We start from the raw sequence: 22,391 nt of genomic DNA on the forward strand, positions 1-22,391 counted from the left end.
CCTGTGACGCTCCGCGTCACGACCTTAAGAGCGAACGCGGAGCGTCCCTGGACCGGCATTCCCACGCAGAGCGTGGGAACGATCATTAGCAGCCTGATACCCTGGCTCAAACCTTTCAACCCGAGTCTGCGATGCCCCGGCCCAACCGCCATACACTCTTCCCCTTCCTCGCCTGGCTGCCACGCCAAACCCGCGCCAGCGTCGGCCGGGACGCGATGGTCGGCCTCAGCGGCGCCGTGCTCGCGCTGCCGCAGTCGATTGCCTACGCGCTGATCGCCGGTCTCCCACCTGAATACGGCTTGTACGCCGCCATCATTCCGGTATTGATCGCCTGCCTCTGGGGTTCCTCCTGGCACCTGATCTGCGGCCCGACGGCGGCGATTTCCATCGTGCTCTACGCCAGCGTCAGCCCCTTGGCCGTGCCTGGGTCTCAGGACTACATCACGTTGATCCTGTTGCTGACCTTTCTCGCCGGGGTTTTCCAGTGGCTGCTGGGGATGCTGCGCTTCGGCGCACTGGTGAATTTCGTCTCCCATTCGGTGGTACTTGGGTTCACCTTGGGCGCCGCCGTGGTGATTGCCTTGGGGCAGCTACCCAACCTGCTTGGGCTGGATTTGCCGAGCCAGGCCACGGCAATCAAAAGTTTGCTGGCGCTTATCGATCACGGCGGCGAGTGGGACCATGCCTCCCTCGTCCTAGGCTTGAGCACCTTACTGGTGGGCGCGTTGCTCAAGTACTGGGTCCCACGCTGGCCGACGCTATTGATCGCCCTGGCGTTGAGCAGCTTGGTGGCGTGGCTGTGGCCGGCGATGTTCGGGCATGTGGCGCGGGTCAGTTCGTTTGTGGGCAAGCTGCCGCCGTTCAGCCCATTGCCGCTGGACCTGGACATGCTCCTGCGCCTGCTGCCCAGTGCCGTGGCGGTGGGCATGCTGGGGCTGGTGACCAGCCTGTCGATTGCGCGCTCGTTGTCGGCGCGTTCGCAGCAATTGCTCGACGCCAACCAGGAAGTCCGTGCGCAGGGTTTATCCAATATCGTCGGCGGATTTTTCTCCGGCTACCTGTCAGCCGGTTCCTTTACCCGCTCCGGCCTGAGCTACGAAGCGGGCGCATGCTCACCCTTGGCAGGCGTGTTTTCCGCCTTGTGGGTGGCGTTGTTCGCGCTGTTCGGCGCGGTGTTGATCGCGCACATTCCAATCCCCAGCATGGCGGCGAGCATCCTGCTGATTTGCTGGGGCTTGGTGGATCATCGCGGCATTCGCGCGTTGTTCCGCGTGAGCCGCGCCGAGTTTGTGGTGATGAGCCTGACGTGCGTCGCCACCTTGCTGCTGGAGCTGCAAACAGCGATTTACGCCGGGGTGCTGGCCTCGCTGTTTTTCTACCTCAAGCGCACCTCGCAGCCGCGCGTGCAGCAGTGGCGTGATGGCGACGAGGATGTGTTGCGGGTGGGGGGTTCGATCTTTTTTGGCGCCAGCCATTACCTGCAAGTGCGCCTGCAAAGCTTGCAGGGCGAGCGGGTGGTGATCGAGGCGCAGCAGATCAACTTTATCGACTATTCCGGGGTGGAGATGCTGCATCAGGAGGCGCGGCGGCTTAAGGGGTTGGGGCGTAGCCTGACGTTGCGCCGGGCCCGGCCGCAGGTGGTGGAAGAGTTAAAAAAACTTGAAGGGCCCGACAACTGCCCCCTCCATTTCGAAGACTGAACGCAGTTAAAACTGTGGGAGCAGGCTTGCCTGCGATGCAGACGACTCGGTCAGTCAGTTAGACCAAGGCGATCCAATCGCAGGCAAGCCAGCTCCCACAGTTTGACCGTGCCCACATTGGCTTTGTGTCAGGCCAACTGGCGGCGCAACTCAGCCAACACCGGCGCCGAATCCGGGCGCACACCGCGCCACAGGAAGAACGCTTCCGCCGCCTGCTCCACGAGCATGCCCAAACCATCCATCGCCACGGCTGCGCCTTGCTCTGTAGCCCAGCGGCAGAACGCGGTGGGCGCCTTGGCGTACATCATGTCGTAGCAGAACGTCTTACCCGGTTCGATCAGGCTGCCGGCAATCGGCGGTACATCGTCTGACAGGCTGGCGGACGTGGCATTGATGATCAGGTCCACCGGCTCACGCAGCCAGTCGAAACCGCTGGCCGACACCGGGCCCAGGTCGTCGAACAGCTCGGCGAGCAACTCGGCCTTTTCTACCGTGCGGTTGGCGATGATCAGCGACGCCGGCCGCTCGGCGAGCAACGGCTCCAGCGCCCCGCGTACCGCGCCACCGGCGCCCAGCAGCAGGATGCGTTTGCCTTGCAGGCTCAACCCGGCATTCACCTTCAGGTCGCGCACCAGGCCGGCGCCGTCTGTGTTGTCACCCAGCAAAGTGCCGTCGGCCAGCTTGCTCAGGGTATTCACCGCCCCGGCGCGCTGGGCGCGTTCGGTCAGGCTGTTGGCCAAACGGTAAGCGTCTTCCTTGAACGGCACGGTGACGTTGGCGCCACGGCCTTGCTGAAAAAACTCACGGGCACAGCCTGTGAAATCTTCCAGCGGCGCGAGCAAGGTGCTGTAGTCCAGTTGCTCACCCGTCTGCTCGGCAAACATGCGGTGAATCAGCGGCGACTTGCTGTGGCCGATGGGGTTGCCGAACACGACATAACGGTCCATCAGACAGCCGCCGTGGGCGTGGCGAGGCCAAGCCAGTCGCGGTCTTGCAGGAAGTAATCGGTGAGGCGCGCCTCTTCGCTGCCGGCCTCAGCCTTCCAGTCGTAACTCCAGCGTACTTGCGGCGGCAGCGACATCAGGATCGACTCAGTGCGCCCGCCCGACTGCAGGCCGAACAGGGTGCCACGGTCGTAGACGAGGTTGAACTCGACATAGCGCCCACGGCGGAACTCTTGGAATTGACGCTGCTGTTCGGTGTAAGCCATGGCCTTGCGGCGCTGCACGATCGGCAGGTAGGCGTCGATGTACGCATCGCCGATGGCGCGGATGAAGGCGAAGCAGGTGTCGAAGTCCCACTCGTTCAAGTCATCGAAGAACAGGCCGCCGATGCCGCGCGGTTCGTTACGGTGCTTGATATGGAAGTAGGTGTCGCACCACGCCTTGTAGCGCGAGTACACGTGCGGCCCGAACGGCGCGCAGGCCTGCTCGGCCACGCGGTGCCAGTGGATGCAGTCTTCTTCATTGGCGTAGTAGGGCGTGAGGTCGAAGCCGCCACCGAACCACCACACCGGTTCTTCGCCGTCTTTTTCGGCGATGAAAAAGCGCACATTGGCGTGAGACGTCGGCACATGCGGGTTGTGCGGGTGGATCACCAGCGACACGCCCAGGGCTTCGAAGCCGCGACCGGCCAGCTCAGGGCGATGGGCACTGGCGGACGGTGGGAGGCCGCTACCGAATACGTGGGAAAAGTTAACGCCGCCTTTTTCGATGACCGTGCCGTTTTCGATCACACGGGTGCGACCGCCGCCGCCGGCAGGCCGGGTCCAGGCGTCTTCGATAAAGCGAGTGTCCGTCTCGAAGGTTTCCAGGGCGCTGCAAATGCGGTCTTGCAGGTCGAGCAGGTAGGCTTTAACAGCCTCGGTGCGGGTAGTCATGGCATCACCTTGAATCGGGCAAAGCTACGCGAGGCCATTGGGCGTCGGCGGCAAATGGGCGCACAGGATACCACCGCACCCGGCTTCGCCGCAGTTGACGAAGGTCAAGCTTAGGAGTGGGATAGAGGGCTACGCGATTCGACCTCAGGAGAAGTGCAGATGGCCAAACGTATCCAGTTCCGTGCCCATGGCGGCCCCGAAGTACTTGAGTATGTGGACTACACGCCGGCAGAGCCTGGCCCGCAGCAGGTTCGTGTGCGCAACGAGGCCATTGGCCTGAACTTCATCGACACTTATTTCCGCAGTGGCCTTTATGCACCGCCCGCGCTGCCATCGGGCTTGGGCGCCGAAGGTGCCGGCGTGGTCGACGCGGTGGGCAGCGAGGTCACGCAATTCAAAGTCGGCGACCGTGTGGCCTACGGCAGCGGCCCGCTGGGTGCCTACAGCGAGCTGCATGTGTTGCCCGCCGCCAATCTGGTGCACTTGCCGGACGATATCAGTTTCGAACAAGCCGCCGGCGCGATGCTCAAGGGCCTGACCGTGCAGTACCTGCTGCGCCAGACCTATGAATTGAAGGGCGGCGAAACCATCCTGTTCCACGCCGCGGCTGGTGGCGTCGGTTCGCTGGCCTGCCAATGGGCCAAGGCCTTGGGCGTGAAGCTCATCGGCACGGTGAGTTCGCCGGAAAAAGCCGCGCTGGCCAAATCCCTCGGCGCCTGGGAAACCATCGACTACAGCAAGGAAAACGTCGTACAACGTGTACTGGAATTGACCGACGGCAAAAAGGTGCCGGTGGTGTACGACGGCGTCGGCAAGGACACTTGGCTGACCTCGCTGGACAGCGTAGCGCCACGTGGGCTGGTGGTGAGCTTCGGGAATGCTTCGGGCGCGGTGGATGGGGTGAACCTGGGGATTCTGGCGGCCAAGGGCTCGCTGTATGTCACCCGGCCGACCTTGGCGACCTATGCCAGCAATCCGAAGGATCTGCAGGCGATGGCCGATGACCTGTTCTCGATGATCAAGAGCGGCAAGGTGCGCATTGATATCAACCAGCGGTTTTCGCTGGCGGATGCGGCGAAGGCGCAGACTGAGTTGTCGGGGCGGCGGACGACTGGGTCGACCATCCTCCTGCCATAAAGGCTTAAGACAGTTGTTGGTCTGAAGGGCCCCATCGCGGGCAAGCCCGCTCCCACATTTTGACTGTGTTCCTTCAGTTGGAATGCAGTCGAATGTGGAAGCCGGGCTTGCCCGCGGTGGCCGCGCCTCGGTCTCAAGAAGGCCGCACCACCTCACCCGTCGCCAAATCGCGAATCAGGCTCGGGTTCTTGCGCCCACCCAAGGCGCCACCCAACACCCGATCGACCTGGCCACGGAAATACTGCTCCACGCGAAGCCGTGTGCGCGCCGCCGGGCGGCCTTGCGGGTTGGCAGACGTGGAAATCAGCGGCCCCACCAGCGAGCACAGATCCCGCACCAGCGGATGATCACTCACCCGCAGCGCCACCGTGTCATGCACACCGGTGACCCATTCAGGCAACAAGTCCTGATGCGGCACCAGCCAGGTATTTGGCCCAGGCCAGGTGCTGGCCATGCGCTCGATCCAGGTGTCCGGGAAGTCTTCAAAGAGAAAATCGAACTGGCGGATATTGTCCGCCACCAGGATCAGCCCCTTGTCCACCGACCGATTCTTGATCGCCAGCAGCCGGTCCACCGCTGCTTCATTCCACGGGTCGCAGCCAAGGCCCCAGACCGCTTCGGTCGGGTAGGCGATCACCGCGCCTGCGCGAATTTCTCGTGCGGTTTCCAGCACACGCCACCTGTTGACCATTGCTCACTCTCCGGACTAAAGCTCTGCGCAGTTTACCGATCTTCGTTACAAAACCTAGCAGCGCGCAAGCCAGCGCCCGCTTTCGCAGATCACCTGGCCTTCGAGCTCAAGCTCGGTGAGGGCCGCCAGCACTTGGGACAAAGGTCGCCCACTGGCAATGGCTAAGGCTTCACTGGTGTGAGGCGCGGCGTGCAGCAGCGCCACCAGCGGATGAGTGACCGGCATCGGTGCCGGGCGGGACAGCGCCTGCCAGCCGCGTAACCCGTCCAAAATATGCTCGATGGATTCCACCAGTGTCGCGCCATCGCGGATCAACTGGTGACAGCCCTTGGCGCCGGGATGATGGATGGAACCCGGGATCGCATACACCTCACGCCCTTGCTCAGCCGCCAACCGCGCGGTGATCAGCGAACCGCTGGCCATGCTGGCTTCCACCACCAGCACGCCCAGTGACAGGCCACTGATGATCCGGTTGCGCCGGGGGAAGTTCGCGGCCTGGGGCGCAGCATCCAGCGGAAACTCGGAAACCACCGCGCTGCCTTGGGCAATCATCGCGGCGGCGAGCTTTCGGTGGCGCTGTGGATAAAATTTTTCAAGCCCGGTGCCGAGCACACCGATTGTCTGGCCGCCAACGTCCAGGGCTGCCTGATGCGCCGCGCCATCTATGCCCAACGCGAGGCCACTGGTGATGACAAAACCGGCACTCGCCAGGCTGCGGGAAAAGGCGGCGGCAGTGTCCATGCCGGGGCGCGAAGCACGGCGGCTGCCGACCATGGCCAACTGCGGTTTTTCCAGGATTTTCGGGTCGCCGGCGACGAATAACAACGGTGGCGCGTCGTCTATCTGGGCGAGCAAGGCAGGGTACTCAGGCTGGTCCCACATCAGCAAATGCTGGGCCGGGTGCTCCAACCACGCCAAAGCGTGAGCGGCACCGTCACGAATTTCAGGGCTACGCCGGGCATCGGCGCTGATGGCCGGCAACCCGAGGGAACGCCAAGCACTGGCCGGGGCGCTGATGGCCTTTGAAGCAGACCCAAACGCCTCGATCAATACACCAAAACGCTTGGGGCCCAGTTCTGGCAGCCTGTGCAAGCGTAGTCGGGCTTCCAGTTCTGACGGGGAAATTTCACTGCTGTTTATCGGATACATTTGATCATCCTTGACCGGAACAAGCTGTGGATAACTCTGTTGGTAACTTATTTAGCAGCCTATTTATTGTGTTTGTTGGGCAGTCTCGAATCTGTCCCTCACGGCCAGGGCGCGTGAGGCACTGAGCACCAGGCCATAACTGAGCTTTTCATAGGTGCGGAACACCACCAGGGTGCCGGCGCGCTCGTCGGGGAGTTGGGTTGAAGCGCCGGTAAGGGTGTCGCGTACACTGGCGCCCGCTTTGATCACGGCCAGCAATTGGCCTTCAACCAACCCATCGCGGCGGCCCTTGTTCAAGGTCACGGCGTCCAGCACACCTATCTGGGTCACGCCTTTGGGAACGTCGATGATGTGCCCTTGGACAAAGCGCGCAGGTTTCAGGGTGGCCGGCTCGGCGGGAGGTTCGGCGCGCAGCAGTCGATCGCCAGGACGTACTTCCTGGGTGACCCGTTGCACCGCCAGGGTGGTGAGGTCGCCCGCCATCACAAAGCGTGCGGTGCCGATGTCGTCGGCGTTGATGCCCAGCAGTTCCTGGGTGTCGGGGTCGGTGTAGGCCTTGCCACGGCGAAAGATCCCATACTGTGGCTGGGTCGGGTCCAGGACGCCTCGTGCATACACACGCTCGCCGTTGGCGCCCAGCACTCGACCCGCGTCGGCCGCGACAATGTAAGGCGCGTTGTCCAGGTCCTGGACCGTATCGAGAATGCGGTTGTGCAGTAAGAAGTGCTGGATAGCCTGTTGCGTCGCCTGTTCCAGGCGCTGGCCAGGCTGTGGAATCATGGCCATGGTGAGCGGCGCCCACAACAGCAAGACGAGTAGCGATTTCCTCATGGGGTGAATCTCCTTTATTATGTACGTTCGCGTGAAATGCCATAGCCTTCGCGGCTTTCGAACCTTTCACACCGGCTGCCTGGGTCCATCCCACCGCCGATTTGCCTCTACCTCACATGTGCAGCAATTACGCTTATGGCTATTTTGAACATCCTCGAATTTCCCGACTCGCGCCTGCGCACGATCGCCAAACCGGTGGCCGTAGTGGACGACAAGGTTCGTCAGTTGGTCGATGACATGTTTGAAACAATGTATGAAGCCCCGGGCATCGGCCTCGCCGCGACCCAGGTCAACGTGCATCAGCGCGTCGTGGTCATGGACCTGTCGGAAGATCGCAGCGAACCGCGGGTGTTTATCAACCCTGAGTTCGAACCGCTGACCGATGAGATGGGCGAATACCAGGAAGGCTGCCTGTCGGTGCCGGAGTTCTACGAGAACGTCGAACGCCCGGTGCGCGTGAAGATCAAGGCGCTGGACCGTGACGGCAAGCCCTACGAGCTGATCGCTGAAGGCCTGCTGGCGGTGTGCATCCAGCACGAATGCGACCACCTCAACGGCAAGCTGTTTGTTGATTACCTGTCCACGCTTAAACGCGACCGGATCAAGAAGAAGCTGGAAAAAAAGCATCGCCAGCAAGCTTGATGCCCTTCTTCCAAAGGCTTGCTGCGGCAAGCCTTTTTCTTTTGTGACTGTTTTTAACCGAGACCTCCCATGACCGAGCCACTGCGCATTGTTTTTGCCGGCACTCCTGAATTTGCTGCCGAACACCTTAAGGCGCTGCTTGCCAGCCCTTATGACATCGTCGCGGTGTACACCCAGCCGGATCGCCCGGCCGGTCGCGGGCAAAAACTGATGCCGAGCCCGGTCAAGCAGTTGGCGCTGGAGCACAACATTCCCGTGCTGCAACCGCCGACCCTGCGTAACGCCGAGGCTCAGGCGGAGATGGCTGCGCTGACACCGGACCTGCTGGTGGTGGTGGCCTATGGCTTGATCCTGCCCCAGGCCGTGCTGGATATCCCACGCCTGGGCTGCATCAACAGCCACGCTTCGCTGCTGCCACGCTGGCGCGGTGCGGCGCCGATCCAGCGCGCCGTGCAAGCCGGTGACAGCGAAAGCGGTGTGACCGTGATGCGCATGGAGGCGGGCCTGGACACCGGCCCGATGCTGCTGAAAGTCACCACCCCGTTCACTGCCCAAGACACCGGCGGCAGCTTGCACGACCGTCTCGCCGAGCTGGGCCCGCCGGCCGTAATCCAAGCCATCGCGGGCCTGGCTGCCGGTACCCTGGAAGGCGAAGTGCAGGACGACAGCCTCGCCACCTACGCCCACAAACTCAACAAAGACGAAGCGCGCATCGACTGGAGCCGCCCGGCCGTAGAGCTGGAGCGCCTGGTGCGCGCCTTCAACCCGTGGCCGATCTGCCACAGCACCCTCAACGGCGAAGCGTTGAAAGTGCTGGCCGCCACCTTGGCTGAAGGCAAGGGCGCCCCCGGTGAAATCATCGGCGCCAGCAAAGAAGGCCTGTTGGTCGCCTGCGGTGAACAGGCGCTGTGCCTGACGCGTCTGCAATTGCCCGGCGGTAAAGCGCTTAATTTCAGCGATTTGTTCAACAGCCGTCGTGAGAAATTTGCCCTGGGCACGGTTCTCGGGGCGGTCGCTCAATGAACCCGCGTCTGGCCGCCGCCAAGGCTCTCGCCGCCGTGCTCAACGGCAAGGCTTCGTTGAACAGCTCATTGCCCACGCAGATGGATAAGGTTGAAGACCGCGATCGCGGTTTCACCCAGGACCTGGCCTTTGGCACTGCCCGCTGGCAGCCGCGCTTGTCAGCGCTGGCGGCCAAGCTGCTGCAAAAGCCGTTCAAAGCGGCGGATGCCGATGTGGAAGCACTGCTGCTGGTCGGTCTTTATCAGTTGCTCTACACCCGCGTGCCGGCCCACGCCGCCATCGGTGAAACCGTCGGTTGCGCCGACAAGCTCAAAAAGCCTTGGGCCAAGGCCCTGCTCAACGCCGTGCTGCGCCGCGCCCAGCGCGAGAGCGAAGCGCTGCTGACCGAGCTGGAACATGACCCGGTAGTGCGCACCGCTCACCCGCGCTGGCTGCAAAAATCCCTGAAAGCCTTCTGGCCTGAGCAATGGGAAGCCATTTGCGCGGCCAACAATGCGCATCCGCCGATGATCCTGCGGGTCAACCGTCGTCATCACAGCCGTGACGCTTATCTGCAATTGCTCACCGCCGCCGGCATTAACGCCACGCCGTGCGTGTACAGCCCCGACGGCATCGTGCTGGAAGCGGCCACCGACGTGCGCGCCTTGCCGGGCTTTGCCGAAGGCTGGATAAGCGTGCAGGACGAAGCCGCGCAATTGGCCGCCGACCTGCTCGACCTGGCGCCCGGCCAGCGCGTGCTTGATGCCTGCTGCGCACCGGGCGGTAAGACCTGTCACATTCTGGAAGTCGAAAAAGACCTCGCCGGTGTGGTTGCTGTCGACCTTGAAGCCAAGCGTCTGGTGCGCGTGCGCGAAAACCTCGCGCGCCTGGGCCTGAGCGCCGACCTGATCGCCGCCGATGGCCGCGACACCGCCACCTGGTGGGACGGCAAACCCTTCCAGCGCATCCTGCTCGATGCACCCTGTTCCGCCACCGGCGTCATCCGCCGCCACCCGGACATCAAGCTGACCCGCCAACCCGATGACATCGCCGCCCTGGCCGTGCTGCAAGGCGAACTGCTCGACGCCCTGTGGCCAACCCTGGAAGTGGGCGGCATCCTGCTCTACGCCACGTGCTCCACCTTGCCCACCGAGAACACCGAGGTGATCGAAGCCTTCCTCGCGCGCACCAGCGGCGCGCGCGAACTGGACCTCGCCACGGCAGCCGGCATCAAGCAGCCCCACGGCCGCCAGTTGCTCGCACAGGAAGGCGGACACGATGGCTTCTACTACGCCAAACTGATCAAGATTGCCGCCGCGCGCGGCTAATGGTTTTAAGGGAGTGACCGGATGAAAATCATCATCCTTGGAGCAGGGCAGGTTGGCGGCACGCTGGCCGAACATTTGGCCAGCGAAGCCAACGACATCACCGTGGTCGACACTGATGCCGAGCGCCTGCGTAACCTCGGCGACCGCCTGGACATCCGCACCGTGCAAGGCCGCGCGTCATTCCCGACGGTGCTGCGCCAGGCCGGTGCCGACGATGCCGACATGCTGGTGGCGGTGACCAACAGCGACGAGACCAACATGGTCGCCTGCCAGGTCGCTCACACCCTGTTTCACACGCCGACCAAGATCGCCCGCGTCCGTGAGGCGGCCTACCTGACCCGTGCAGGGCTTTTCGACAACGACGCGATTCCCGTGGACGTGCTGATCAGCCCTGAGCAAGTAGTGACCCACTACATCAAGCGCCTGATCGAAATTCCGGGTGCCTTGCAGGTGATCGACTTCGCCGAAGGCAAGGCGCAATTGGTCGCTGTAAAAGCCTATTACGGCGGCCCGCTGGTGGGCCAGCAATTGCGCCAGCTGCGCGAACACATGCCGAATGTGGAAACCCGCGTAGCGGCGATTTTCCGTCGCGACCGGCCGATCCTGCCTCAGGGCGATACGGTGATCGAAGCAGACGACGAAGTGTTTTTCATCGCCGCCAAAGCGAATATTCGCGCGGTGATGAGCGAAATGCGCCGTTTGGATGAGACTTACAAACGCATCGTCATCGCCGGCGGTGGGCAAATCGGCGAGCGTTTGGCCGAGGCCATCGAGAGCCGCTACCAAGTGAAGATCATCGAGATGAGCCCGGCACGTTGCCGGCATTTGTCCGACACCCTGGACAGCACCGTCGTACTGCAAGGCAGCGCCTCGGACCGCGACCTGTTGATGGAAGAGAACATCGCCGACGCCGATATCTTCCTGGCCCTGACCAACGATGACGAGGCCAACATCATGTCCTCGCTGTTAGCCAAGCGGTTGGGGGCGAAGAAGGTGATGACCATCATCAACAACCCGGCCTATGTCGACCTGATCCAGGGCGGTGATATCGACATCGCCATCAGCCCGCAGTTGGCGACCATCGGCACCTTACTCACCCACGTGCGCCGTGGCGATATCGTCAGCGTGCACTCCCTGCGCCGGGGCGCGGCGGAAGCCATCGAGGCGATTGCCCATGGCGATTCGAAATCGAGCAAGGTGATTGGCAAGGCCATCCGCGACATCGGCCTGCCGCCGGGCACCACCATTGGTGCGATTATTCGTGACGAAGAGGTGATCATCGCCCATGACGACACCGTGATCGCCACGGGTGACCATGTGATCCTGTTTCTGGTGGATAAGAAACATATCCGCGATGTGGAGAAGCTGTTCCATGTGGGGTTGAGCTTCTTCTGATCAAAACATTCAGGTGAGCCTGCCGCCGTCATCGCGGGCAAGCCCGCTCCCACAGGCGATCGCGTTCCTACTGTGGGAGTGGGCTTGCCCGCGATAACGATATTGAAAGCCCTACCTAGCTAAAGGACACACAGCCATGCTCGAATCCCTGGAAAAAATGCTCGCCAAGGGTGTGGATAATTCATTGCTGCGCTTTGGCTTGGGCAAGGGTTATCTGGACGTGAAGGACAACGCCAAGGCGGCAGAGCATTTGCAAAAGTGTGTCGAGTTTGACCCGAAGTATTCGGCGGCGTGGAAGTTGTTGGGCAAGGCGCAGCAAGGGTTGGGCGATAGCGCCGCAGCACGTAACGCTTGGGAGAAGGGCATCGAAGCGGCCCAGGCCCATGGCGACAAGCAGGCCGAGAAAGAGATGACGGTGTTCCTGAAGAAACTCGACCGCCAGGCTTAATCGGAACCAAATGTGGGAGCGGGCTTGCTCGTGAAGGCATAGTGTCAGCCACCTAATGTGTGTCTGATACACCGCATTCGCGAGCAAGCCCGCTCCCACATTGGTTTTGCATCGACCGTATGTCAGTCGTATATCAGTACCACCGCGCCTCACCCGGTGGGCGTTTCTTGAAGCGCTTCATGCTCCACATGTACTGGCTCGGATAAGCCCCGACATACCGCTCCACCACTTTGCTCATCGCCGCGCAGGACGTGGCGGTGTCGGTGCTGTACATGTCTTCCGGCGCCGCTTCGAGGATCACTTTGTAGCCCGAACCGTCCGGCAGCCGCAGCGCATGCAGGAACACGCCCACGGCCTTATGGCCTGCGAGCATGTTCGGCACAAACTTGCTGGTCAGTGCCTGGGTGGCGAAAAACGGCACGAAGATACCGGCCGATTCCGCCGGCTCCGGGTCGGCAGGAATACCCACCTGGCCACCTTTGCGCACTTCCTTGATCACACTCAGAATGCCTTCCTTGGTCGACGCGGCTACACGGTTGCCCAGTTGCACACGCTGTTTGCGCAGCAAGTCGTCCACGGCCTTGAGCTTGGGCGGGCGGTAGAAAATGATCGGTTTGCACTGGTTGCAATAGAAGTGGTTCAACACTTCCCAGTTGCCCAGGTGGCTGGTGATGCCGACCACGCCTTTGCCCGAGGCCAGGGCCTCATGCAGCACTTCCAGGCCTTCGACTTCACGCACCAGGTCGATGGAGCGCTGGGCCGGCCAGATCCAGGCGCAGGCGCTTTCAGTCAGGGACTTGCCGATGTCCATCAGGCTCTGGCCAACCAGGCGCTCACGCGCGGCCGGGTCCATGTCCGGGAAACACTTGGAGAGGTTGATCCGCACCGTCTCGCGGGAGCGGTTGGGGGTTTTCCACATGATCCAGCCAATCGCCGTGCCGACGGCTTGAACAGCGCGCCAAGGCAACAGGGCAAACAACCGAAGAGCGCCTACCAGCAAGGCGCCTTTAAACTTTTCCACAGGTCACTCCTGATCGTGTGTGGTGCGCAAAGCCGCCATTCTAACCGGCGTTGGCCAAGTCCGCGTAACGGTCGCAGTCCTGGGTGTGATCCATGACCATCCCCGAGGCCTGCATGAACGCGTAGCAAATGGTCGGCCCGACGAACGTGAAACCGGCTTTTTTCAAGGCACGGCTCATGGCTTCGGCCTCTGGCGTGATAGCCGGGACCTGGCTGCGATCCGTAAAGTGATTGACCTTGGGCACGCCGCCGACAAACGACCAGAGCAAGCCCACCGGGTCTTCCAGCGCCAGCCAGGCCGCGGCATTGCGGCGGATAGCATTGAGCTTCAGGCGATTGCGCACGATACCCGGGTCGAGCATCAGTGCTTCAATTTCAGCATCGGTCAGCTTGGCCAAACGCGGTGCATCAAAGCCGAACAAGACCTTTCGATAATGTTCGCGTTTGCGTAAAACAGTGATCCAGGACAGGCCCGCCTGGAACCCTTCGAGCAAAAGCAACTCGAACAGACCCTGCGCATCGCGCAGCGGCGTTCCCCACTCCTGATCGTGATAAGCCATGTACAGCGGATCTTCAGAACACCAAAAGCAGCGTGGCATAAGGCTCCAGGGAGTGGTGGCAGGGCCGAATCGGGTATACTCCCGCTCTTTAAATCGCAGCCCAAGTAACAGGTGAATTTCGTGAGCCAGCCTACGCCAGCCGTGCGTACCTTCCAAGACTTGATCCTCGCCCTCCAGCAATACTGGGCCGAGCAAGGTTGTGTGGTACTTCAGCCCTACGATATGGAAGTAGGCGCCGGCACTTTCCACACCGCAACATTCCTGCGGGCCATCGGCCCGGAAACCTGGAACGCCGCTTATGTGCAGCCCAGTCGTCGCCCGACTGACGGCCGCTACGGCGAAAACCCGAACCGTCTGCAGCACTACTACCAGTTCCAGGTGGTACTGAAGCCGAACCCGGACAACTTCCAGGAGCTGTACCTAGGCTCGCTGAAACATGTCGGCCTTGACCCTCTGGTGCACGACATCCGTTTCGTCGAAGACAACTGGGAGTCGCCAACGCTGGGCGCCTGGGGCCTGGGCTGGGAAGTCTGGCTCAACGGCATGGAAGTGACGCAGTTCACTTACTTCCAGCAAGCGGGCGGCATCGAGTGCTACCCGGTGACCGGCGAGATCACTTACGGCCTCGAGCGCCTGGCCATGTACCTGCAAGGCGTGGATTCGGTCTACGACCTGGTCTGGGCTGACGGCCCGTTCGGCAAAGTGACCTATGGCGATGTGTTCCACCAGAACGAAGTGGAGCAATCGACTTACAACTTCGAACACGCCAACGTCGAGAAGCTGTTCGAACTGTTCGACTTCTATGAAAGCGAAGCCAAGCGCCTGATCGAACTCGACCAGCCGCTGCCGTTGCCAAGCTATGAAATGGTGTTGAAGGCGTCCCATACCTTCAACCTGCTGGATGCTCGCCGTGCCATCTCGGTTACCGCGCGCCAGCAATACATCCTGCGTGTACGCACCCTGGCGCGTTCCGTCGCCCAAGCCTACCTGCTGGCTCGCGCCAAGCTGGGCTTCCCGATGGCAACCCCGGATTTGCGTGATGAAGTGTTGGCTAAGCTGGAGGCTGCACAATGAGTGCTCAAGATTTCCTGGTTGAACTGGGCACTGAAGAGCTGCCACCCAAGGCACTCAACACCCTGGCCGACGCGTTCCTGGCCGGTATCGAAAAAGGCCTGCACAGCGCCGGCTTGAAATTCGCGGCGAAGAAAGTCTATGCCGCGCCACGTCGCCTGGCGGTGTTGCTGACCGCGCTGGAAACCCAGCAGCCGGACCGCAGCATCAACCTCGACGGCCCGCCGCGCCAAGCCGCTTTCGATGCGCAAGGCAACCCGACTCAAGCAGCCTTGGGTTTTGCCAAGAAGTGCGGCGTCGAGCTGAGCGAGATCGACCAGAGCGGCCCGAAACTGCGTTTCAGCCAGGTCATCACCGGTAAGCCGACGGCGAGCCTGTTGCCGACCATCGTTGAAGATTCCCTGAACGACCTGCCGATCCCTAAGCGCATGCGCTGGGGTGCGCGTAAGGAAGAGTTCGTACGCCCAACCCAATGGCTGGTGATGCTGCTGGGTGACCAAGTGATCGACTGCACGATCCTTGCCCAGACGGCTGGCCGTGATTCCCGTGGCCACCGTTTCCATCACCCAGAAGCGGTGCGTATCACCTCGCCCGCCAACTATGCCGCCGACCTGCGCGCCGCTTACGTGCTGGCCGATGCCAACGAGCGTCGTGAGCTGATCAGCAAGCGCACCGAAGAGCTGGCTCGCCAGCAGGAAGGCACTGCCATCGTGCCGCCAAGCCTGCTTGACGAAGTGACCGCACTGGTTGAATGGCCGGTGCCGCTGGTGTGCTCGTTCGAAGAGCGTTTCCTCGACGTGCCGCAAGAAGCCCTGATCACCACCATGCAGGACAACCAGAAGTATTTCTGCCTGCTGGACGTGGACGGCAAGTTGCTGCCGCGCTTTATCACCGTGGCCAACATCGAAAGCAAGGACCCGCAGCAGATCATCGCCGGTAACGAGAAAGTCGTGCGCCCGCGCCTGACCGACGCCGAGTTCTTCTTCAAGCAAGACAAGAAGCAGAAGCTGGAAGACTTCAACCTGCGCCTGCAAAACGTGGTGTTCCAGGAAAAACTCGGCAGCGTCTACGACAAAGCCGTACGTGTTTCCAAGCTGGCCGCCTACATCGCGCCGCGCATTGGTGGTGATGCCGCCTGGTCTGCGCGTGCAGGCCTGCTGTCCAAGTGCGACCTGGCCACCGAGATGGTTGGCGAGTTCCCGGAGATGCAAGGTGTTGCCGGTTACTACTACGCCCTCAACGACGGCGAGCCGGACGATGTGGCCCTGGCGCTGAACGAGCAGTACATGCCGCGCGGTGCCGGTGCTGAACTGCCGACCACCCTGACCGGTGCGGCCGTGGCCATCGCCGACAAGCTGGACACCCTCGTGGGTATCTTCGGCATCGGCATGCTGCCTACCGGCAGCAAAGACCCGTATGCCCTGCGCCGTGCCGCCCTGGGCGTGCTGCGCATCCTGATCGACAAGAAACTCGACCTCGACCTGACCCAGGCCGTGGTGTTTGCGGTCGGCCAGTTTGGTGGCAAGGTCAAACAAGCCGGTTTGGCCGAGCAAGTGCTGGAATTCGTGTTCGACCGCCTGCGTGCGCGTTACGAAGACGAAGGCGTGGACGTTTCGGTGTACCTGTCGGTACGCGCCTTACAGCCGGGTTCGGCGCTGGACTTCGATCAGCGTGTGCAGGCCGTACAGGCCTTCCGCAAACTGCCGGAAGCCGATGCACTGGCCGCCGTGAACAAGCGCGTGTCGAACCTGCTGAGCAAGGCCGACAACCTCGGCAATGCTGAGGTTGACCCGGGCCTGTTCGCCGATGCCAAGGAGTTCTCGCTGAACTCGGCCATCGCCAAGGCAGAAAACGCGGTGAAGCCGCTGCTCGCCGAGCGCAACTACGCCGAAGCACTGGCGCGCCTGGCCACCTTGCGTGAGCCGGTGGATGCGTTCTTCGAAGCGGTGATGATCAATGCCGAAGATGCCGACGTGCGGAAAAACCGCTACGCCATGTTGGCGCGTCTGCGTGGCTTGTTCATCAACATCGCTGACATTTCCGTACTGGGCTGATCATGTTGAAACTGCTGATTCTCGATCGGGACGGAGTAATCAATTACGACTCCGACGCTTACATCAAGTCGGTGGCGGAGTGGATTCCACTGCCCGGCTCGATCGAGGCCATCGCGCAGTTAAGCAAAGCCGGCTGGACGGTGGCCATCGCCACCAACCAGTCCGGCATCGCCCGTGGCTATTACGACATAGCCACCCTGGACGCCATGCACGCGCGCTTGCGCACGTTGGTGGCCGAGCAGGGCGGTGAGGTGGGGTTGGTGGTGTACTGCCCCCACGGGCCGGACGAGGGCTGCGATTGCCGCAAACCCAAGCCTGGCATGTTGAAAACCATTGCAGAACATTACAAGGTGCCCTTGGCTGGGATATGGTTCGTCGGCGACAGCCTCGGTGACCTGGAGGCGGCCAAGTCCGTCGACTCTCAGCCAGTTTTGGTTAAGACCGGGAAAGGCGAAAAGACCCAGGCGAAAAACCTGCCGGTAGGCACTTTGATTTTTGACGATCTGGCGGCGGTTGCCGCAGAACTTATCAACAACTAGCCGCCCTCGACTTCCTGACCAAGGATTGTTCGGGAGTGCGCTTTTAACAGGCGGGCCGTGTCCCGCAACGGTAAATGCCGCCATGTCGATCTTGCAGGCCATCAGAACCTTTTTCTTTTACCTGCTGCTGGGCACCAGTTCGCTTCTCTGGTGCACCCTGAGCTTTTTTATTGCGCCGTTCCTGCCGTTCAAGGCGCGCTATCGCTTTATCAACGTCTATTGGTGCCGCTGTGCGTTGTGGTTGTCCAAGGTGTTTTTGGGCATTCGCTACGAGATTAAGGGCGCTGAAAACGTCCCGGACCAGCCCTGCGTAATTCTGTCGAACCACCAGAGCACCTGGGAAACCTTTTTCCTCTCGGCGTACTTCTCGCCGCTGAGCCAAGTGCTCAAGCGTGAACTGCTGTACGTGCCGTTCTTCGGCTGGGCCATGGCGATGTTGCGACCGATCGCCATCGACCGTGACAACCCCAAGGCGGCGCTTAAGCACGTAGCCAAGAAAGGCGATGAGCTGCTCAAGGATGGCGTTTGGGTGCTGATCTTCCCGGAAGGCACGCGAGTGCCTTACGGCACCGTGGGTAAATTTTCGCGGGGCGGCACCGCCTTGGCGGTCAACGCCAACCTGCCGGTGTTGCCAATTGCGCATAACGCCGGCAAGTTCTGGCCGAAGACTGGCTGGGCTAAACGCGAAGGCACTATCACCGTAGTGATTGGCGAGCCGATGTACGTAGAAGGCGAAGGGCCGCGCGCCATTGCCGCCTTGAATGACCGCGCCGCAGCGTGGAACGAAGCACAGCAACGGGCCATGGGTTCATTGCCTCCGGAGCCTGTTGTTGTCGAGACGCCGGCGATTTGAGCTTCTGTGGATAACCTGTGTACGGTTTGTTGGAAAATCGGCCTTTTTTATTCATAACAAGCTGATTTACTTACATATTTCTTAAGCTCATAAAATCGCTAAAAACGTGCATAAGTTTTTTCAGCATTAAAAAACCGGTCCTTGTGACCGGTTTTTTATGCACAGCCAAAAAGTACGTTTTTTCAGTCATCGAGCAGGGGCAGTTGCAGGGTGAAGGTCGAGCCTTTACCCAACTCGCTTTCACACAGGATGCGGCCGCCATGACGCTCAATCACCGCTTTGACCATGGTCAGGCCCAACCCTAAACCTTCACTGCCTTGGGCCGAGTCAAAACGTCGGTACTGGCTGAACAGCTCCGGCAAATCCTCAGGCGCGATGCCTGGCCCTTGATCGCTGATACGGCATTCCAACCACCCTTGCGCGCTGCCATGGCTCAACGTGACGGTGGTGCCTGACGGCGAGTATTTGATAGCGTTTTCCAGCACGTTGAACAGCGCTCGGGTCAGCAGTGATTGATCGGCTGAGACCATGCCCTCATCCGCTTCATCCAGGTCGTGGACCAACTGAATGCCCTTGAGCTGGGCGATCACCGCCACCTGGTCAAAAGCATCCATGACCAACATGGCAAACAACGTAGTCTGGAAGTGGTAGCCATCGGCTTCGGCTTTGGCCAATTGCACGAAGGATTCAGTGAGGCTCAAGGCGCGCTTCACCTGTTGTTCGATCTGGGCAAATATCGGTGACTCACTGTTGTGCACATCCAGCAACGCCAGGATGGCCGAGTGTGGCGCACGCAGGTCATGGGAAAGGAAGCGCAGCATCGTCTCGCGGTGTTGCTGGGCTTCGCGCTCTTTGCTCAAGTCCGTGAGGCTCAGCAGCCAGCCGAGGGCGACGTCCCCCTCGGCCGGCAGCAAGGGCGCCAACTCCATGCGCAGGCTGCGCTGATGGATGTCACGAAACTCGATGAGCTCCAACGCTGAAAGGGCAGGGCGTACACCGTTGTGCAGAGGCGGATAGCCCAGGTCAGCGAGTTGTTCCAGCAAGTTTCTACTCACCAGATCATTACCGAACACATCACGCGCAATACGGTTGGCCAGCAGAATGCTGCCCTGCGGATCGGTAATCAATGTCGCCACCGGCAGGCATTCCAATCCATCTGCCATAAAGCGTCGCGTGTCGCGCGTACGGCTTACCGCCTGTTCAAGCGCAAAGATGCGCCCCTGCAACACGTCGCCTTTGCTGGCCGGCGCACGGCGGCGCTCTGGCAGCACTTTGGGTTCGTTATCCAGCCGTGCCAGTTCCCAGCCGAAGTACGCCAGGATCACGCTCAGGCGGCGCCAATTCCAGATCAAATAACTCAGCAGCAGGCCGATCAGACAGGCTGCGGGCGACCACCAATACCCCAGGATCAATAAGGCCCATGAGCCGAGCAACGCGGTGCCCATGCACGCGAAGGTCATCCACAGCGCATAACGCGGCCGGTACAGCAGCAGGCCTAGTAGCAGCGCCACCAAGGCAGTTGCCAGCAGCGCCGCGAGCCAACCGGGAAGATCGACAATGCTACGCCCCTGCAGCAAACCATTGAGGATATTGGCCTGCAGCTCCACCCCGGCAGTGAACCCGACGGTGGAGGAGAGCGGCGTGACAAACCTATCACCCATGCCATAGGCGGTCGCGCCGACCAGTATCAGCCGACCACGTAATACTTCGGGCGGCACCTCGCCGCGTAATACGCTGACGTAGGACACACTGGGAAAATGACTCTGCGCGGTGAACGGCACACGAATCGCGTGCTCACGATGCCAATGCTCACTGCTCGGTTCCTCGGGCAGCCCCGGCATGGGAGCTGTTTGCCCACTCAACGTATAAGCCAGCCACGCTAATTGCGGAAGCGTCTTACCTGGCGGCCCCTCACGCATGTATAGGCTGCGGACGACGCCATCGTTATCCGCTTCGACATTGATATGCCCCACGCCTTTGGCGCACTTGAGCAGCGGCAATAAGTGCTTACCTAGTGAGTCAGCGCTCGCAGCGCCATCGTTCACCAGCGGCAATAACACATTGCCGGCGTTGCACACGGCGTCGGCCAGTCGTTGGTCATCCGCTGCATCGCCGGGTTCACTGAAGATGACATCGAACAATATACCCTCTGGCCGAGCGGCACTCAGCCGCTCGATCAGGTCTGCATGCAGGCTACGCGGCCATGGCCAATGGCCGAGTTGTTTCAGGCTCTGGTCATCAATGGTCACCAGCAAGATGCGTGGGTCGACCGGCAACGGGGTCAGGCGCCGAAGGCTGTCATACAGCGGGTTGTTGAGGGCTAGGCCCGGGCTGAGGGACAGATAGGCGGTGAAGGGTAGCAAGACCAGGCCAATCCACAGCCATTCGCGTACCAAACCATGGAACAGCAGTTGCGCCCGGGTGGGTTGGCGTTTTTCGGCTTTGCGCCAGAGCATCATCGGGATACCGCCGCAGGTTTGCATCTACGCTGATAATGGATAATTGAACGTGCCATATGCCCTGGCGTCTCCCTGTTCGATGTGTACGGCGTACTGAACCCAGTGAAGCTCATTTCGGTCTCATTGTTAGACTTTCCTGAGTGCTTGGTGCAGAACCTTTTCCTTACGGGCAGGAGTCGGTATCTTTCCTCCAAGGTATCGAGGTCTTTCAATGGATTAAAGGCTCTTTGATATCAGCGTATCGAGAGATTCAAGGGTCGATGAATCTGACCACAATTATTCAGATTCAATGACTGGCATTTGCGCCGTATTTTTTAAGTAGAAAGGACCCACCCATGCGTGTCGCAATATTGGATGACGAGCCCGCGGAATTGCGTCGGGTTGAGCAGACACTGCGACAAATCCCCAGCACCGCAGAACAACCCTGGTCATTGCATTGCTTCGAACGCGGTGAAGACCTGCTGCGGCAACTGCGCCGGGAAACCTTCGACCTGCTGATACTCGACTGGCAACTGCCGGACATCAGCGGTATTGCATTGCTGCGCTGGACCCGTGAACACATGGAGTCACCGCCCGCCGTCATCATGCTCACCAGCCGGGATGCCGAGAGCGATATCGTCACGGCGCTGAACAGCGGGGCGGATGATTACGTCAGCAAGCCCTTTCGACCGAATGAACTCAAGGCCCGGGTCAGTGCCGTTCTGCGTCGCCATGGCCTGCAGAAGTCCACTACCCATGAAGTACAGAGCTTCAACGACCTGACCTTCGACGATGCTGAATTGACCGTCACCCGCGCGGGCAAACCTATCAACCTCACCGAGCGTGAATACCGCTTGGCCAGTTGCTTGTTCGCCAACCTGGCCCGCCCGCTGTCCCGGGAATATCTGTACGAGCGGTTCTGGTCGCATGAAGAAATGGTGTCGTCGCGGCCGCTGGATACGCACATCTACCGTCTGCGTAACAAGCTGGGTTTAACCGCCGACCGGGGCTGGCAGCTGTTGACGATCTACGGATATGGCTACCGGTTGGAGAGTGTCGCGGCGGCAACGTCGGGTTGAAAACCTCGATGTTCCACGTGGAGCATTTGAAAATTGCTGGTTTAACACCCAATAAAAAAGGCCGACGCTAAGCGTTGGCCTTTTTGTATTAGCGGGTTTGCCTGATGTAGGTACACAAAATAGATGCCTCAGGAGGCCCGGCAAACGCTGGGAAAAAATCATCTTTTCTGTGAGTGCGGAGCGGGGGAGGAGTAACAGAAAAGATGAGAAAAGCCTGCTGGATTCACAAAATAGATGATCTATCGGAACAGGCGTAGTTTTCACAGGTTGGCAGTTCATCAACGAGGTTTGTGCACTCAGCAGAGGAATCCATAAACTCTAGCTGTGGAGCACGCATGCCGGTAATGCCGCAGGTGAGCGCCCATGCCGCCGAGTTCTTGAGCTTGGTCCCGCCAACACCATTGGTGGCGGGGTAGGGTCTCATTGACCTAAGAGGCCCGGCCTACTTTTCAAACTCGAGCAGATAATCCCAGCTAAACATAGCTAGGTATTTGATCTATATTTTGGCAATTGCGATGTTTTTTGAGGACAAACAAAACCCCTACCTGTATGCGCAGATAGGGGTTTCGGAATTT

The 22,391-nt window shown here is 60.7% G+C and carries 20 protein-coding genes; 12 read left to right on the forward strand and 8 right to left on the reverse strand.

Annotation, left to right across the window (positions count from 1 at the left end):
- Positions 1–131: 131 nt before the first annotated feature.
- The gene (locus tag ACI77I_RS13570; protein WP_094949718.1) at positions 132–1,700 is read left to right on the forward strand and encodes a SulP family inorganic anion transporter; all 1,569 of its coding nucleotides are present in this window, start codon (positions 132–134) and stop codon (positions 1,698–1,700) included.
- A gap of 128 nt (positions 1,701–1,828) precedes the next feature.
- Here ACI77I_RS13570 and aroE read toward each other — a convergent pair whose 3' ends face one another.
- Both aroE and hemF read right to left on the reverse strand, forming a co-directional pair.
- On the reverse strand, positions 1,829–2,647 hold the full coding sequence (aroE, locus tag ACI77I_RS13575) for a shikimate dehydrogenase (RefSeq protein WP_406997771.1): 819 nt from the start codon (positions 2,645–2,647) through the stop codon (positions 1,829–1,831).
- Complete coding sequence (gene hemF / locus ACI77I_RS13580; RefSeq protein ID WP_094949720.1) at positions 2,647–3,579, reverse strand: oxygen-dependent coproporphyrinogen oxidase; 933 nt, start codon at positions 3,577–3,579, stop codon at positions 2,647–2,649. The genes aroE and hemF overlap by 1 nt, the downstream gene beginning before the upstream one ends.
- 159 nt (positions 3,580–3,738) lie before the next feature.
- On the opposite strand from hemF, the gene ACI77I_RS13585 reads away from it, so the two are divergent.
- Entirely contained in the window at positions 3,739–4,716 is a 978-nt protein-coding gene (locus ACI77I_RS13585; protein ID WP_242153675.1) for an NADPH:quinone reductase, read from the forward strand.
- Between the two features lie 133 nt (positions 4,717–4,849).
- On the opposite strand, the gene ACI77I_RS13590 is transcribed toward ACI77I_RS13585, so the two are convergent.
- The 3 genes from ACI77I_RS13590 to ACI77I_RS13600 form a co-directional block, all read right to left on the reverse strand.
- Positions 4,850–5,407 carry an L-threonylcarbamoyladenylate synthase gene (locus ACI77I_RS13590; RefSeq protein WP_094949722.1) on the reverse strand — a complete coding sequence of 186 codons (558 nt, stop codon included), beginning with the start codon at positions 5,405–5,407 and terminating at the stop codon, positions 4,850–4,852.
- A gap of 54 nt (positions 5,408–5,461) precedes the next feature.
- On the reverse strand, positions 5,462–6,556 hold the full coding sequence (gene dprA, locus ACI77I_RS13595; protein ID WP_406997772.1) for a DNA-processing protein DprA: 1,095 nt from the start codon (positions 6,554–6,556) through the stop codon (positions 5,462–5,464).
- Between the two features lie 63 nt (positions 6,557–6,619).
- Complete coding sequence (locus ACI77I_RS13600; RefSeq protein ID WP_406997773.1) at positions 6,620–7,387, reverse strand: peptidoglycan-binding protein; 768 nt, start codon at positions 7,385–7,387, stop codon at positions 6,620–6,622.
- Between the two features lie 135 nt (positions 7,388–7,522).
- Here ACI77I_RS13600 and def point away from each other — a divergent pair, with 135 nt between their 5' ends.
- From def to ACI77I_RS13625, 5 genes are all read left to right on the forward strand, one after another.
- Complete coding sequence (def, locus tag ACI77I_RS13605) at positions 7,523–8,029, forward strand: peptide deformylase (RefSeq protein WP_094949725.1); 507 nt, start codon at positions 7,523–7,525, stop codon at positions 8,027–8,029.
- Positions 8,030–8,098: 69 nt separating this feature from the next.
- A complete protein-coding gene (gene fmt / locus ACI77I_RS13610) occupies positions 8,099–9,052 on the forward strand; it encodes a methionyl-tRNA formyltransferase (RefSeq protein ID WP_406997774.1) in 954 nt (317 codons plus the stop codon).
- Positions 9,049–10,359 carry a 16S rRNA (cytosine(967)-C(5))-methyltransferase RsmB gene (rsmB, locus tag ACI77I_RS13615; protein ID WP_406997775.1) on the forward strand — a complete coding sequence of 437 codons (1,311 nt, stop codon included), beginning with the start codon at positions 9,049–9,051 and terminating at the stop codon, positions 10,357–10,359. The genes fmt and rsmB overlap by 4 nt, the downstream gene beginning before the upstream one ends.
- Positions 10,360–10,380: 21 nt before the next feature.
- On the forward strand, positions 10,381–11,754 hold the full coding sequence (trkA, locus tag ACI77I_RS13620) for a Trk system potassium transporter TrkA (RefSeq protein WP_094949728.1): 1,374 nt from the start codon (positions 10,381–10,383) through the stop codon (positions 11,752–11,754).
- Positions 11,755–11,890: 136 nt separating this feature from the next.
- A complete protein-coding gene (locus ACI77I_RS13625; protein WP_094949729.1) occupies positions 11,891–12,202 on the forward strand; it encodes a hypothetical protein in 312 nt (103 codons plus the stop codon).
- Between the two features lie 133 nt (positions 12,203–12,335).
- On the opposite strand, the gene ACI77I_RS13630 is transcribed toward ACI77I_RS13625, so the two are convergent.
- Both ACI77I_RS13630 and ACI77I_RS13635 read right to left on the reverse strand, forming a co-directional pair.
- On the reverse strand, positions 12,336–13,223 hold the full coding sequence (locus tag ACI77I_RS13630; RefSeq protein WP_094949730.1) for a lysophospholipid acyltransferase: 888 nt from the start codon (positions 13,221–13,223) through the stop codon (positions 12,336–12,338).
- Positions 13,224–13,263: 40 nt separating this feature from the next.
- Positions 13,264–13,821, reverse strand: coding sequence for a DNA-3-methyladenine glycosylase I (locus tag ACI77I_RS13635; protein ID WP_406997776.1), 558 nt, complete (start codon positions 13,819–13,821; stop codon positions 13,264–13,266).
- 81 nt (positions 13,822–13,902) lie between these two features.
- Between ACI77I_RS13635 and glyQ the strand changes: the two genes are divergently transcribed.
- The 4 genes from glyQ (at position 13,903) to ACI77I_RS13655 (ending at position 18,299) form a co-directional block, all read left to right on the forward strand.
- A complete protein-coding gene (gene glyQ / locus ACI77I_RS13640) occupies positions 13,903–14,856 on the forward strand; it encodes a glycine--tRNA ligase subunit alpha (RefSeq protein ID WP_003213601.1) in 954 nt (317 codons plus the stop codon).
- Positions 14,853–16,907 carry a glycine--tRNA ligase subunit beta gene (glyS, locus tag ACI77I_RS13645; RefSeq protein WP_094949732.1) on the forward strand — a complete coding sequence of 685 codons (2,055 nt, stop codon included), beginning with the start codon at positions 14,853–14,855 and terminating at the stop codon, positions 16,905–16,907. Before glyQ ends, glyS begins: the two co-directional genes overlap by 4 nt.
- Positions 16,907–17,446 (forward strand): D-glycero-beta-D-manno-heptose 1,7-bisphosphate 7-phosphatase, encoded by a 540-nt coding sequence (gmhB, locus tag ACI77I_RS13650; RefSeq protein ID WP_176462906.1) that lies wholly within the window; start codon positions 16,907–16,909, stop codon positions 17,444–17,446. Before glyS ends, gmhB begins: the two co-directional genes overlap by 1 nt.
- 82 nt (positions 17,447–17,528) lie before the next feature.
- Positions 17,529–18,299 carry a 1-acyl-sn-glycerol-3-phosphate acyltransferase gene (locus ACI77I_RS13655; protein WP_094949733.1) on the forward strand — a complete coding sequence of 257 codons (771 nt, stop codon included), beginning with the start codon at positions 17,529–17,531 and terminating at the stop codon, positions 18,297–18,299.
- Between the two features lie 182 nt (positions 18,300–18,481).
- Here the strand turns inward: ACI77I_RS13655 and ACI77I_RS13660 are convergent, their stop codons facing one another.
- Positions 18,482–20,758: a CHASE2 domain-containing protein gene (locus ACI77I_RS13660; RefSeq protein WP_406997777.1), complete on the reverse strand. Its 2,277-nt coding sequence runs from the start codon at positions 20,756–20,758 to the stop codon at positions 18,482–18,484.
- A 335-nt stretch (positions 20,759–21,093) separates the two neighbouring features.
- Here ACI77I_RS13660 and ACI77I_RS13665 point away from each other — a divergent pair, with 335 nt between their 5' ends.
- Positions 21,094–21,816, forward strand: a complete 723-nt coding sequence (locus ACI77I_RS13665) for a response regulator transcription factor (protein ID WP_094949734.1) — start codon at positions 21,094–21,096, stop codon at positions 21,814–21,816.
- Positions 21,817–22,391: the final 575 nt, after the last annotated feature.

Source organism: Pseudomonas sp. D47, assembly GCF_045447305.1.
Taxonomy (GTDB): Bacteria; Pseudomonadota; Gammaproteobacteria; order Pseudomonadales; family Pseudomonadaceae; genus Aquipseudomonas.